The 13,344-nt window shown below is 65.5% G+C and carries 11 protein-coding genes and 1 tRNA gene; 3 read left to right on the plus strand and 9 right to left on the minus strand.

Annotation, left to right across the window (positions count from 1 at the left end):
* The first annotated feature begins 10 nt into the window (after positions 1-10).
* Positions 11-394 (plus strand): hypothetical protein, encoded by a 384-nt coding sequence (locus J2X35_RS17100; RefSeq protein ID WP_310188017.1) that lies wholly within the window; start codon positions 11-13, stop codon positions 392-394.
* 498 nt (positions 395-892) lie between these two features.
* Complete coding sequence (locus tag J2X35_RS17105) at positions 893-2,401, plus strand: aldehyde dehydrogenase family protein (protein WP_310188019.1); 1,509 nt, start codon at positions 893-895, stop codon at positions 2,399-2,401.
* A 101-nt stretch (positions 2,402-2,502) separates the two neighbouring features.
* Here the strand turns inward: J2X35_RS17105 and J2X35_RS17110 are convergent, their stop codons facing one another.
* The 8 genes from J2X35_RS17110 to J2X35_RS17140 form a co-directional block, all read right to left on the minus strand.
* The gene (locus J2X35_RS17110; protein ID WP_310188021.1) at positions 2,503-3,189 is read right to left on the minus strand and encodes a response regulator; all 687 of its coding nucleotides are present in this window, start codon (positions 3,187-3,189) and stop codon (positions 2,503-2,505) included.
* Positions 3,186-5,882, minus strand: coding sequence for a sensor histidine kinase KdpD (locus J2X35_RS17115; RefSeq protein WP_310188023.1), 2,697 nt, complete (start codon positions 5,880-5,882; stop codon positions 3,186-3,188). The genes J2X35_RS17110 and J2X35_RS17115 overlap by 4 nt, the downstream gene beginning before the upstream one ends.
* Positions 5,883-5,888: 6 nt before the next feature.
* Complete coding sequence (gene kdpC / locus J2X35_RS17120; protein WP_310188024.1) at positions 5,889-6,464, minus strand: potassium-transporting ATPase subunit KdpC; 576 nt, start codon at positions 6,462-6,464, stop codon at positions 5,889-5,891.
* A complete protein-coding gene (kdpB, locus tag J2X35_RS17125; RefSeq protein WP_310188026.1) occupies positions 6,461-8,509 on the minus strand; it encodes a potassium-transporting ATPase subunit KdpB in 2,049 nt (682 codons plus the stop codon). Before kdpB ends, kdpC begins: the two co-directional genes overlap by 4 nt.
* A gap of 9 nt (positions 8,510-8,518) precedes the next feature.
* A complete protein-coding gene (gene kdpA, locus J2X35_RS17130; RefSeq protein WP_310188028.1) occupies positions 8,519-10,228 on the minus strand; it encodes a potassium-transporting ATPase subunit KdpA in 1,710 nt (569 codons plus the stop codon).
* Positions 10,229-10,248: 20 nt separating this feature from the next.
* On the minus strand, positions 10,249-10,335 hold the full coding sequence (gene kdpF / locus J2X35_RS19875) for a K(+)-transporting ATPase subunit F (protein WP_056111180.1): 87 nt from the start codon (positions 10,333-10,335) through the stop codon (positions 10,249-10,251).
* Positions 10,336-10,346: 11 nt separating this feature from the next.
* A complete protein-coding gene (locus J2X35_RS17135) occupies positions 10,347-10,550 on the minus strand; it encodes a hypothetical protein (protein ID WP_310188030.1) in 204 nt (67 codons plus the stop codon).
* 117 nt (positions 10,551-10,667) lie between these two features.
* Positions 10,668-10,744: transfer RNA gene (locus J2X35_RS17140), tRNA-Met, on the minus strand.
* A gap of 267 nt (positions 10,745-11,011) precedes the next feature.
* Between J2X35_RS17140 and J2X35_RS17145 the strand changes: the two genes are divergently transcribed.
* Positions 11,012-11,983: a Gfo/Idh/MocA family protein gene (locus J2X35_RS17145; protein ID WP_056111178.1), complete on the plus strand. Its 972-nt coding sequence runs from the start codon at positions 11,012-11,014 to the stop codon at positions 11,981-11,983.
* 16 nt (positions 11,984-11,999) lie between these two features.
* Here J2X35_RS17145 and mnmA read toward each other — a convergent pair whose 3' ends face one another.
* Positions 12,000-13,190 carry a tRNA 2-thiouridine(34) synthase MnmA gene (mnmA, locus tag J2X35_RS17150; RefSeq protein ID WP_310188035.1) on the minus strand — a complete coding sequence of 397 codons (1,191 nt, stop codon included), beginning with the start codon at positions 13,188-13,190 and terminating at the stop codon, positions 12,000-12,002.
* Between the last annotated feature and the right edge of the window lie 154 nt (positions 13,191-13,344).

Consider the following 13,344-nt stretch of genomic DNA (forward strand, 5'->3'; position numbering starts at 1 on the left):
GGAGGCCGGAATGGAAGAATGGGAGATGGATGGGAGCCGCGGGGTGCTGGAAAGCATCGCGATGCTGCTGTTCTCCCTCGCCGGGCTGGCCGAGCTTGCCGCCGGTCTTCCCGTTCTTCGCCGCCGGCATGTTCTCGGCATTCTCAGCGTCGGCGAGGCGGAGGCGCATGCCTTTCTCATCGGCGCCGGTACGCCGATCTCGGCCGCGGGGCAGGATACGGCCCGCGATGCTTTGCGTCTCGCGGCGCGTTTGCGCGTGCTGGCGCTGCTGCTTGTCCTTCTCCTTTCAAGACGGTTCGTGATTCCCGGCATCGCCGGTCCGCGCGACGACCGGGGCAGGCCTGTCGGGCCGGCGGGCGGCCGGGCGACGTTGTCCGTGCCTGACACGTCTTGAGGAAGGGTCGGCGGTGCGAGGCCCGCGCCCGCTTGCCGGCGTCGCGGCTTCTCATCCTGTTGTGCGAGCAAAGCGAGCCTCGAAAATGACAATGGCCAGACGGCGGACAATCCGGGCGTGGCGAGGCGGAGGCGCGCGCGGCGGTCGACCTCCCCCTTGTGGGGAGGTCGCGCCGCAGGCGCGGTGGATCAGCGATGATTGGGAGCATCCCCACCCCGTCTCACAATCTTCGCTTCGCTGCGGCTGCTCGCCGACCCTCCTCACAAAGGGGAGGGTGGAGCGCCGCGCCCTTCGACCTGCTCTCCCCGGAAGACGAACGTGCGTTGCTGACGCGGAAGCCGTGCCCTGCCGGGATGTGACGACCGCTGGCTCAATCCACGGCCTGCCGGCTTGGACCATGTCCGGGTGGCGAAATCGATCTGGAAGAGGTATCCCATCCTGAAAGGCGACGTGATGCGCGACAGCCGGAGCACCGCCGGCCATCCAGAGGAATTTGACATGACCATTGCCACTGAAACGGCCGACCTGCTTGCGAAACTCGGCGTGGACAAGGCGACGCTTTCGGGCGGCGACATGGACGTCCACAGCCCGGTAACGGGCGAAAAGATCGCGGCGCTGAAGTCGATCTCGGCCGCCGAGGCCGGCAAGGCGATCGACGCCGCGCACGAGGCCTTCAAGGCGTGGCGGCTGGTGCCGGGGCCGCGTCGTGGCGAACTGGTGCGGCTGCTCGGCGAGGAACTGCGCGCGCACAAGGCCGAGCTCGGACGGCTGGTTTCGATCGAGGTTGGAAAAATCCCGTCCGAAGGGTTGGGCGAAGTGCAGGAGATGATCGACATCTGCGACTTCGCCGTCGGCCTTTCCCGCCAGCTCTACGGCCTGACCATCGCCACCGAGCGCCCCGGCCACCGCATGATGGAGACCTGGCATCCGCTGGGCGTCATCGGCGTCATCTCGGCCTTCAACTTCCCGGTCGCCGTCTGGTCGTGGAACGCTGCGCTGGCGCTGGTCTGCGGCGACGCGGTGGTGTGGAAGCCGTCGGAGAAGACGCCGTTGACGGCGCTGGCCTGCGAAGCCATCTTCAAGCGCGCGGTCAAGCGGTTCGGCGCCGACGCGCCGGACAATCTCGCCCCGGTGCTGATCGGCGACCGCACAGTCGGCGAAGTGCTTGTCGACCATCCAAGGGTGCCGCTGGTGTCCGCCACGGGCTCCACCCGCATGGGCCGTGAGGTCGGGCTTGCAAAACGTTTCGCCCGCGCGGTGCTGGAACTGGGCGGCAACAATGCCGGCATCGTCTGCCCGTCGGCCGATCTCGACATGGCGTCGCGCGCCATCGCCTTCGGCGCCATGGGCACCGCCGGCCAGCGCTGCACGACGCTGCGGCGGCTGTTCGTGCATGACAGCGTCTACGACCAGATCGTGCCGCGCCTGAAGAAGGCTTATGAGAGCGTTTCGGTCGGCAATCCGCTGGAAACATCGTCGCTGGTGGGGCCGCTGATCGACAAGGCTGCGTTCGAGAATATGCAGAAGGCGCTGAAGGAAGCCGTTGCCCATGGCGGCAAGGTGACTGGCGGCGCGCGTGCGGAGAACGGTCACAAGGAAGCCTATTATGTGCATCCGGCGCTGGTCGAGATGCCGGAGCAGGTGTCGCCGGTGACGGAAGAAACCTTCGCGCCGATCCTCTATGTGATGAAATACAGCGATTTCGACGAGGCGCTGGAACTGCACAATGCGGTGGGCGCCGGCCTGTCATCCTCGATCTTCACCCGCGATTTGCAGGAGTCCGAGCGTTTCCTCGGCGTTGACGGTTCGGACTGCGGCATCGCCAACGTCAATATAGGCACGTCGGGCGCGGAAATCGGCGGCGCGTTCGGCGGCGAGAAGGAAACCGGCGGCGGCCGCGAGAGCGGCTCCGACGCCTGGAAGGCCTATATGCGTCGCGCCACCAACACGGTGAACTATTCCAAGGCGCTGCCGCTGGCGCAGGGCGTGTCGTTCGATATCGACTGAAGCACGTCGCGTCAAAAATGGATTCAGGTGACGTGCTTTAAGTCTTTGTTTTTATGCATGTCGTTTTCCCAAAACCGCTGCGCACTTTTGGGCGACATGCATTAGTCCAGCAGGAAGCGGTAGCCGACGCCGGGCTCCGTGACGATGATCTTCGGATCGGCGGGGTCACGCTCGATCTTGGCGCGGAGATGGCCGATGAAGACGCGCAAATAGTGCATGTCGTCGGCATGCGCCGGCCCCCAGACCGATGTCAGCAGCGTCTTGTGGGTGACGACGCGCCCGGCATGGCGCGCCAGCAGGATCAGCAGGTCGTATTCCTTCGGCGTCAGCTTGAGCGCCGCGCCGTCGCGCTCGACGATGCGCCTGACGGTGTCGATGGTCAGGTCGTCGACGCTGATCGTCGTCAGCCCGCCTTCTGCCTTGACGCGATGGCGTAGCGCGCTGCGCATCCTTGCGGTCAGTTCGCCGATGCCGAAGGGTTTTTCGACATAGTCGTCGGCGCCGAGATCGAGGGCGGCGATCTTCTCGGTCTCGTTGTCGCGGGCCGACAGGATGATGATCGGAACCTGCGACCAGGCCCGCAGGCGCGAGATGACATCCTTGCCGTCCATGTCGGGCAGGCCGAGATCGAGGATGACCAGCGCCGGCGCCGCGGTGACAGCTGCCTTCAGCGCCTCGGCTCCGGTCGTCGCCTCGACCACGTCGTATCCTGCGGCTTCGAGCGCCAGCCGCAGGAAGCGCCGAATGCGTGGCTCGTCATCGACCACCAGGATGCGATCCATGCTCAAATGGTCTCCATGGCGGTCTCGTCCGTTTCCGCAGCGGGAAAGCGCAGGGTGACCCGGGTGCCGCGTTTGCGTACCGCCGGGCTCTCGGCCTTGATCGTTCCGCCCATGGCTTCGACGAAACCCCTGGCGATTGCAAGGCCCAGGCCGGTGCCGGGCACACGTCCGTCCGGCTTGCCGCGGCGGAAGAATTTTTCGAAGATGTGATCGAGGTCCTTTGCCGCAATGCCCTTGCCGAGATCGGTGACGGAGATGACGACCTCCTGCGCCTCGCTGCGGGCGAAGATGCTGATCGGTTCGGCGCCAGCATATTTGACCGAGTTGTCGACCAGATTGAACAGCACCTGTCCGAGCAGCACGCTGTCGCCGCGGATCAGCGGCAGGTCGGCGGCAATGCTGCGCTCGATGGCGCGGTTGGGAAAATAGCGGGCGGCGCGCTGCAGCGTTGCGTTGATGACATCGGCGACATCGACCCAGTCGCGCTGCGGATCGACCGAGCCCGCTTCGATCTTGGTCATGTCGAGAAGATTGGCGACGAAGCGGGTCAGCCGGTCGCTTTCCTCCTCGATGGAGGTCAGGAGGGCGGCGCGGTTGGCAGGCTTCATCTTGCTGCCCAGTTCCCGCAGCGTGGAGACGGCGCCGGTGATCGTCGCCAGCGGCGTCTTGAGGTCGTGGGAGATCGAGGACAGCAGCGCCGAGCGGAACCGTTCGCCTTCGAGCCGCGCGGCGTGGTCGAGGCTTTCCCTGGAAAGGCGCGCGCGGTCGATGGCGATGGCGGTCTGATCGAGGATGGCGCCCACCACTTTCTCCTCGCCCGCCTCGAGGGACTGGCCGGAAAGACGGAAACCGATCACGGCGGCGACGCCTGCGGGCGCGCCCAGCGGGCGGAACTGGAAGGGGCTGTTGGGCAGCGTGCCGGTGCCGTTGCCGGCGGGCTCACCCTTGTCCATTGCCCAGCGGGCGGCGGTGAAATCGGTCACGTCGAGGTCGGCGTCGGGAGGCCACGCGGCGGCCAGCGTCAAATCTCCAGCAGCAGTCGACAGCAGGACCACGTCGCGTTTCAGCGACGCCTGCATCTGGGTGACCGCCGCCCAGGTGACGTCGTCGGCATTGACCGTGCCGGAGAGTTTTCGCGAGAAGTCATAAAGCGCCTGGGTCGATGTGGCGCGCTTGCTTGCGGTCGTCGCCTGCTCGCTGACGCGTGAAGCCAGGCCGCCAGCGATCAGCGCTGCGATGATGAAGATCAGCAGGCCGAAGACCTCGTGCGGCGAGGCGATGGTGAACGTGCCGAGCGGCTGGATGAAGAAGAAATTGTAGGCCAGAGCCGAAAGGATCGCCGCCACAAGGGCCGCGGTGTAGCCGCCATAGACCGCGGACAGGAGAACGCCCAGAAGATAGAGCAGCGACACGTTGGGCAGGTTGATGAAGCGCTCGATGGTGAGGCCGAGCCAGGTGGCCGCGGCAACCAGAATGGCGGGCAGGCCGATTTCCAGCCTGGCGTTGTTGAACCTGATCCAATCCGTACGGTGTGGAAGCCAGGAACGGCTTGGGTTCGGCTCGTCGCCGGTGACAATATGGATGCCGACGCCGGAAACCTTTTCGATCAGCGCGTCGGTCAGGGATTTGTGCAGCAGGCTGGCGAGGAAGGACTGGCGGCGACCGCCGATAACGATCTGCGTGACATGTTCGCGCCTCGCCGTCTTCAGGATCTCCTCGACGAAGTCCCGCCCGGTGATCCTGCGTGTCTCGGCCCCCAGGCTCTCGGCCAGCTTGAAGGTCGCCTCCAGCCGCTGCACCGAAGCGGGCGAGGGCGGCGAACGGTCGGCGCGCTCGGTTGTGACGACGAGCCACGGTGCGTTCAGCCCGGACGCCAGACGCGCCGCGGTGCGAACGACTTTTTCCGACAGGGCATCCGGCCCTACGCAGACCAGCAGCCGCTCGGCGGTTCGCCACGGGCCTTCGATGGCGTTCTGGCGCAGATAGTCCACCATCTGGTCATCGACGCGGTCGGCTGTGCGCCGCAGCGCCATTTCGCGCAGCGCCGTCAGATTGCCGAGGCGAAAGAAGCTGTCGGCGGCGCGCCGGGCGTTTTCCGGCAGGTAGACCTTGCCGTCCTTCAGCCGCTGGATCAGCTCGGCCGGTGCGAGATCGACGAGAAGCACATCGTCGGCGCGCTGGAGCACGGTGTCCGGCACCCGCTCGCGCACCTGCACGCCGGTGATCTGGGCGACGACGTCCGACAGGCTTTCGAGGTGCTGGACGTTGATCGCCGACCAGACGTCGATACCGGCGGCAAGCAGTTCCTCGACATCCTGATAGCGCTTCGGATGGCGGCTGTCCGGCGCGTTCGTGTGCGCAAGCTCATCGACGACCATGATGCGCGGCCGCCGCGCCAGGGCCGCGTCGAGATCGAATTCCTCGATCGCGTGGCCCTCATGGTCGATCCTCCGGCGGGGGAGGATTTCAAGGCCGTCGAGGAGGGACGACGTTTCGCCGCGGCCGTGCGTCTCCACAAGGCCGATGACGATGTCGATCCCCTCGTCGCGCAGCCGGCGGGCGCGGGACAGCATGGCGTAGGTCTTGCCGACGCCGGGCGCCGCCCCCAGGAAAAGCGTCAGCTTGCCCCGCCCGCTGCCGCCGGCGAGCGCCAGCAGGGCATCGGGGTCGGGACGGGCGTCTGCGTTTCTTTCCGCCATGCGCGATCAGGATTTCAGTTGGTCAAGCGCCAGATTGAGCCGCAACACGTTGACACGCGGTTCGCCGACAATAGCCGCCAACCTGCCTTCGGTGAAGCTGTCCACCAACGCGGATACTTCCGCATCGGACAAACCGCGGGCCTTGGCGACGCGCGCCGCCTGCGCCCTGGCGAATTGTGGCGAGATGTGCGGATCGAGACCGGAGCCGGAGGCCGTCGCGGCATCCGCGGCGACCGGCGATGCGACGCCGCTGGCCTTCAGGCGCTCGACATCGGCCTGAACCCGTTTTGCAAGCGCCGCCGAAGTCGGACCGAGATTGGAGCCGGTTGAAGCGGCGGCGTTGTAGGGCGCGTCGGCGGTGACGGAAGGACGCGGCCAGAAGTAGCGGTCGGACGCGAAGTTCTGGCCGATGAGCGCGGAGCCGATGACGGTGTCGCCGTTGCGGATGAGGCTGCCATTGGCCTGCGCCGGAAAGGCGAGTTGCCCGATGCCGGTAACGGCCAGCGGATAGGCGAGCCCGGTCAACAGGATGAACAGGACCGTCAGGACGAGTGCGGGACGAATGTAAGTGAGCATGATCATACCAGATGAAGCGCCGAGACGGCGATGTCGATGAGCTTGATGCCGGCGAAGGGCAGGACGAGCCCGCCAAGGCCGTAGACCAGGAGGTTGCGACGCAAGAGGGCGGCGGCGCCGACCGGGCGGTAGGTCACGCCCTTCAGGGCGAGTGGAATCAGCGCGATGATGATCAGCGCGTTGAAGATGACCGCCGACAGGATCGCCGATTGCGGCGAGGCGAGGCCCATGATGTTGAGCGCAGCGAGCGCCGGATAGGTGGTGACGAACAGCGCCGGGATGATGGCGAAATATTTCGCCACGTCGTTGGCGATGGAGAAGGTCGTCAGCGAGCCGCGCGTCATCAGGAGCTGCTTGCCGATCTCGACGATCTCGATCAGCTTGGTCGGGCTGGAGTCGAGGTCGACCATGTTGGCGGCCTCGCGCGCGGCCTGCGTGCCGGATTGCATGGCGACGCCAACATCGGCCTGGGCAAGCGCCGGCGCATCGTTGGTGCCGTCGCCGCACATGGCGATAAGGCGGCCGCCTTCCTGCTCCTTGCGGATATAAGCGAGCTTCTGCTCCGGCTTGGCCTCGGCGAGGAAATCGTCCACGCCGGCTTCCGAGGCGATCGCCGCGGCGGTCACCGGGTTGTCGCCGGTGACCATGACGGTGCGGATGCCCATGGCGCGCAGCGCGGCGAAGCGTTCCTTGATGTCCGGCTTGACGATATCCTTCAGGTGGATGACGCCGAGCAGGCGGCTGCCGTCCACGACAGCCAGCGGCGTGCCGCCGGTGCGGGCCACCTGATCGACCGCGCGCCGGAATTCGTCCGGTGCGTCGCCGCCGGCGATGCCAGCGAATTTCAGCGCCGCGTCCACCGCGCCCTTGCGGATGCGCCGGCCATTCAGGTCAACGCCCGACAGCCTTGTCTCCGCAGCGAAAGGCACGACCGTCTGGATGCTGCTCTGCTCTGGTGCCTTGCAGCCGAAATCCCCGGTCGCCAGCGCCACGATGGAGCGCCCCTCCGGCGTATCGTCACCCATGCTGGCGAGCAGAGCCGTCTCGGCAAGATCGGACGGCGAGACGCCGTCCACCGGCAGGAAGTCGCTGGCCATGCGGTTGCCGAAGGTGATGGTGCCGGTCTTGTCGAGCAGCAGCGTGTCGACGTCGCCCGCCGCTTCCACGGCGCGGCCGGATGTTGCGATGACGTTGAAGCGCACCAGCCGGTCCATGCCGGCGATGCCGATGGCCGAGAGAAGACCGCCGATGGTGGTGGGGATCAGCGTGACCAGAAGGGCCGCCAGCACCACGACGGTCAGCACCGTGCCGGAATAGCCGGCCAGTCCCCACAGCGTGACAACGGCGATCAGGAAGATAAGCGTCAGTCCCGACAGGAGAATGGACAGCGCGATCTCGTTCGGCGTCTTCTGCCGCTCGGCGCCCTCAATGAGGGCGATCATGCGGTCGACGAAGCTCGAGCCCGGCGCCACGGTGATGCGGATCTTCAGCCAGTCGGACAGCACCTGCGTGCCGCCGGTGACGGCCGAGCGGTCGCCGCCGGATTCGCGGATCACCGGCGCGGACTCGCCGGTGATGGCGCTTTCGTTGACCGAGGCCACGCCCTCGACGACTTCACCGTCGCCGGGGATCAGTTCTCCGGCCTCGACGATGACCATATCGCCGATCTTCAAGGCGGTCGCATCGACCTCGACGGCTTCGATGCCGTCCGGCTTGAGAAGCTTGCGCGCCATCAGTTGCGACTTGGCGCGGCGCAGGCTTTCGGCCTGGGCCTTGCCGCGTCCCTCCGCCACGGCTTCCGCGAAAGTGGCGAACAGGACTGTGAACCAGAGCCAGACCGCGATCTGGCCGGAGAAGAAGGCTTCGCTGTCGCGGATCAGCAGGTCGCGCAGGAAGAACAGCGTCACCAACGCCGCCACGGCTTCGGTGACGAAGATCACCGGGTTGCGCATGAGCTGACGCGGGTCGAGCTTGAGGAAGGCCTGACGGACCGCCGGCAACAGGATCGCCGGGTCGAAAAGGCTGTGGGCCATTGCGGGTGACTTGGACATGATGAGACCTCAGAACGTCTGGCCGGCCAGCATCGCGAAATGCTCGACGATTGGACCAAGGGCCAGGGCCGGGAAGAACTGCAGGCCGCCCAGGATCAGGATGATGCCGATGAGCAGGCCGACAAACAGCGGCGTGTGGGTGGGGAAGGTGCCGGCGGAAGCGGGGACGCGTGTCTTGGCCGCCAGTGAGCCTGCAATCGCCAGCACCGGCACGACGTACGCGAAGCGTCCCAGCAACATGGCGATACCCAGCGTGGAATTGTACCAGGCGGTGTTGGCCGAGAGGCCGCCAAAGGCCGAGCCGTTGTTGCCGGCCGCGGACGTGTAGGCATAGAGAATTTCCGAAAGCCCGTGCGGTCCGCCGGTTCCGATGCTTGCGACGGCCACAGGCAGCATGGCCGCGATCGCGGTGAAGCCCAAGATGGCAAGCGGCAGGATGAGCACAGCCAGCATGGCGAATTTCATCTCGCGGCTTTCGATCTTCTTGCCGAGCAGTTCCGGCGTCCGGCCAACCATCAGGCCGGCAACGAAGACGGTCAGGATGGCGAAGACGACCATGCCGTAGAGGCCCGAGCCGACGCCGCCGGGCAGGACCTCTCCCAGCTGGATGAGGAACATCGGAACCAGTCCGCCAAGCCCGGTGAACGAGCCATGCATGCCGTTGACGCCGCCGTCGGACAGGCCGGTGGTCACAGCGGCGTAGGCCGCAGTCATGGCCTGGCCGAAACGGACCTCCTTGCCTTCCATATTGCCGAGCGCCGGATCGACGCCAAGCGCATGGATGATGGGGTTTCCGTAACTCTCGGCCCAGTAGATGGTGGCTGTGCCGGCGAGCAGCAAAATTGCGGTTACGGCGAGAAACGCCCAGCCCTGGCGGCGGTCGCCGACCATCTGGCCGAAAGCGTAGACGAGCGCGGCGGACACGCCCAGCATGGCTACGATGTTGAGATAATTCGACAGCGCGGTGGCATTCTCGAACGGGTGCGCGGCATTGACGTTGAAGAAGCCGCCGCCATTGGTGCCGAGCTGCTTGATGGCTTCCTGGCTGGCGACGGGACCCAGCGCGATGGTCTGCTGCGCACCTTCCATGGTTGTCGCGGTAACCGATGCGTCCAGCGTCTGCGGCAGGCCCATCGCCACGAAGGCGACAGCGACGACGATCGCCAGGGGTAGCAGCACATAGAGCGTGGCGCGGGTCAGATCGACCCAGAAATTGCCGACAGTCCTCGCGCCGGAACGGGCAAAGGCGCGGGTCACGGCGAGCGCCATGGCGATGCCGGCTGCCGCCGACACGAAATTCTGCACCGTCAGCCCGGCCATCTGGCTGAAATGGCTGAGCGTGGTTTCGCCGCCGTAGGACTGCCAGTTGGTGTTGGTGACGAAGCTGACCGCCGTGTTGAAGGCGAGGTCCGGCGTCATGCCGGCGAAGCCCTGCGGGTTCAGCGGGAGATAGGATTGCAGGCGCAGGATCGCGTAGAGCGCGATGAAACCCGCTATCGAAAAGGCCAGCATGGACAGGGCGTAGGCCAGCCAGCTCTGTTCGCTTTTGGCGTCGACGCCGGCGGCACGGTAAAAGCCGCGCTCGACGGGTTCGAGCACGGGAGACAGGAGGGTGCGGCGTTCGGAAAAAACCGACGCCATATACAGGCCGAGCGGTTTGACCAGAGCCGCAACGATCAAAAACAGGAGGCCGATCTGCAGCCAGCCGACAAGTGTCATGGGAATTGCTCCAGCGTGGATCAGAACCGCTCGGGCCTGATCAGCGTGATGACGAGATAGACGCCAAGCGCGAGCGCCACGGCGAGGCCGATGAGGGGTTCGATCATGGCCGAGCCCCTCAGATGCGGCTCAGCGCCCGCGCGTAGAGCGCAAGCAGGCCGAGCGTGCCGATGCCGATGGCGAGATAGATGAGGTCAGACATGGATTGGTCTCCGAAGCGGATTGAGCTTCGGAAGATAGGTTCGGACGGCGTCAAATCTCGATTGCGAAAGCCGTGCGGGGAGATCAAGAAACCGTAAAGAATGTGGTGCAAAGCGGCCAAGCTGGAGGGCGCCGCTTCCTCGCTTCCACGACACTCTTGCTGAACAGGTTCGGCGGCGGCTGGCGGTCGCCGTCGCAATCTTCGCGGCCTGATCACGCGGGGATCAGCGGAGAGAGATGGTAGCGGGAAGTGGACTCGAACCACCGACCCCAGGATTATGATTCCCGTGCTCTAACCAACTGAGCTATCCCGCCAGGGAGACGAAAACCTGCCGCCCACATAGGTGGTGGATCGACGGCTTCGCCAAGGTCGCGCGGATATAAGGTTGACGGGCCGGGCCTGTCAAGCGCGTCGGGAGAGGCCATGTCTCTTTCGTTCCGCTGCCGCCTTACGGTCGGCAAACCCGATCGACGCAGGTTCTTCGACAATCTTCGCCTTGAACATCCATTCCGTCATCGGGGTTGAGTTCGAGCAGGCGCGCCGCTATGTCTCAGCCACAAAAATTCTCGAGTTTACAATAGATGAAACCGCGTATTGCAGTTCTGGGGTGCGGTTACTGGGGCTCCAACCACATCCGCACCCTCAAGGGGCTCGGCGCCCTTCATGCGGTTTCCGATGTCAATTTCGCCCGCGCCGAAGGCTTTGCCAGCGAGCAGGACTGCCTGGCCATCGAGCCGGAACAGCTTTTCGCGCGCGACGATATCGATGCCATCGTCATGGCGCTGCCGCCGCAATTCCACGCCGACATGGCGGTGCGGGCAGTGACCAACGGCAAGGACGTGCTGGTCGAAAAGCCTATCGCCCTGACGGTTCCGGACGCTGAGCGGGCAGTACAGGCGGCGAAGGACAATGGCCGCGTCTTCATGGTCGGGCACGTGCTGCGCTTCCATCCGGCGTTCGAAAAGCTGAAGTCGCTGGTCGACGAGGGCGAACTCGGCACCGTCCGCTACATCCATTCGCACCGGCTGGGCCTCGGCAAGTTCCACACCGAAAACGACGCGCTGTGGGACCTGGCGCCGCACGATCTCTCGATGATCCTGGCCATTACCGGCACCGAGCCGGTCGAGGTGCGCGGCGAAGGCGCGGCGCTGCTCGACCATCTCAGCGATTTCGCGCATCTGCATATGCGCTTTCCCAACGGTCTGCGCGGCCATCTGTTCGCGTCACGGCTCAATCCCTATCGGGAGCGGCGTTTGACGGTGGTCGGCGAAAAGGCCATGGCCGTGTTCGACGATGTCGAGCCATGGGAACGCAAGCTCGCCGTCTACCGTCACGCGGTGTGGCAGGACAGCGGCCACTGGGCGTTCACCGCCAACGAGCCGGCCTATGTGCCGGTCAGCAACGGCATGCCGCTGACGCGCGAACTGGAGCATTTCATCCAGTGCATCGAAACCCGCGCCGAACCGCGGACCGATGGCGAGGAGGCGATCCGGGTGCTGCGCATCCTGACCGCCGGCACCGTCACCCACGACCGTTTCCGGCAAGGCGAATAGCGCTCATCCTATAGAATTATTCCGCAGGAACCTGCGGCGCACGACCGGCAAGCCGCGAAAGCATGGCTTCGGCTTCGGCGCCGCGCTCCGACCGCTCGATGAAGCCGCCGCCGAAGACGCGAGCTTCATTGTCGCTGCCGGAATAGAGTACGCAGGCCTGGCCGGGCGCGATGCCGGATTCGCCGTCGGCCAGTTCGACCCAGGTCGAACCGTTACGATGATGCAGGACGGCGGGGCGCGGCGGACGCGTCGAGCGCACCTTGGCGAAAAGCTCCATGCCGGCCGGCACGAGATCGCTCAGAGCGCCGTCGCCCAGCCAGTTCATGTCGCGCAGATAGATTTTGTGGGTTTCCAGCGCTTCGCGCGGGCCGACGACGACGCGCGAGCGCTCGGCGTCCAGATGCACGACGTAGAGCGGCTCGCCCGATGCGATGCCGATGCCGCGGCGCTGGCCGATCGTGTAATGCAGGATGCCCTCGTGACGTCCGAGCACGCGGCCGTCGATATGGACGATGTCGCCCGGATTGGCGGCGGCCGGCTTCAGCTTGGCGATGATGTCGGAATATTTGCCCTGCGGAACGAAGCAGATGTCCTGACTGTCCTGCTTGGCGGCGACGACAAGCCCCATCTCCTCGGCAATCGCCCGGACCTCCGGCTTGGAGAGGCCGCCGAGCGGAAAGCGCAGATAGTCGATCTGCGCCTGCGTCGTGGCGAAGAGGAAATAGCTCTGGTCGCGGTCGGCATCGACCGGCCGGTAGAGCGCGCGGTGGGCGCCGTTGGCCCGCGAGCGGATGTAGTGCCCGGTGGCGAGCGCATCGGCGCCCAGTTCCTGCGCCGTGGCGAGCAGGTCGGCGAACTTGACCGTCTGGTTGCAGGAGACGCAGGGAATAGGTGTTTCGCCAGCGACATAGCTTTCGGCGAACGGATCGATCACCGCCTTGCGGAAGCGCTCCTCGTAATCGAGCACATAGTGGGGAATGCCGAGCGTTTCGGAAACCCGGCGGGCATCGTCAATATCCTGGCCGGCACAGCAGGAACCGGCGCGATGGGTGGCCGCGCCATGATCGTAAAGCTGCAAGGTCACGCCGACGACGTCGTAGCCTTCGCGCTTCAGAATGCCGGCGACGACGGAGGAATCGACGCCGCCCGACATGGCGACGACGATGCGGGTGTCTTCCGGACGTCCGGGAAGGTCCAGGCTGTTCATTTGCTCATTCCGAAATCGTGACGGCATCAAGTCAGGACTTGATGCCAATTTTGGACAATATAGGTCAAGGTTTGCGGCCGCACCAGCATGAGCGGCCATTCCTGCCGTCGTCCGGCCCGTCGGCGCGCCTGTTTCAAATGCCGACGAAAAACCT

The organism is Mesorhizobium sp. BE184 (assembly GCF_031457045.1).
Taxonomy (GTDB): domain Bacteria; phylum Pseudomonadota; class Alphaproteobacteria; order Rhizobiales; family Rhizobiaceae; genus Mesorhizobium.

Coding starts and splice junctions, on each gene's coding strand:
- kdpC (WP_310188024.1), bottom strand. CDS start 6,464: ATGATCATGCTCACTTACATTCGTCCCGCACTCGTCCTGACGGTCCTG.
- kdpB (WP_310188026.1), bottom strand. CDS start 8,509: ATGTCCAAGTCACCCGCAATGGCCCACAGCCTTTTCGACCCGGCGATC.
- J2X35_RS17100 (WP_310188017.1), top strand. CDS start 11: ATGGAAGAATGGGAGATGGATGGGAGCCGCGGGGTGCTGGAAAGCATC.
- J2X35_RS17115 (WP_310188023.1), bottom strand. CDS start 5,882: ATGGCGGAAAGAAACGCAGACGCCCGTCCCGACCCCGATGCCCTGCTG.
- J2X35_RS17105 (WP_310188019.1), top strand. CDS start 893: ATGACCATTGCCACTGAAACGGCCGACCTGCTTGCGAAACTCGGCGTG.
- J2X35_RS17145 (WP_056111178.1), top strand. CDS start 11,012: ATGAAACCGCGTATTGCAGTTCTGGGGTGCGGTTACTGGGGCTCCAAC.
- kdpF (WP_056111180.1), bottom strand. CDS start 10,335: ATGATCGAACCCCTCATCGGCCTCGCCGTGGCGCTCGCGCTTGGCGTC.
- mnmA (WP_310188035.1), bottom strand. CDS start 13,190: ATGAACAGCCTGGACCTTCCCGGACGTCCGGAAGACACCCGCATCGTC.
- kdpA (WP_310188028.1), bottom strand. CDS start 10,228: ATGACACTTGTCGGCTGGCTGCAGATCGGCCTCCTGTTTTTGATCGTT.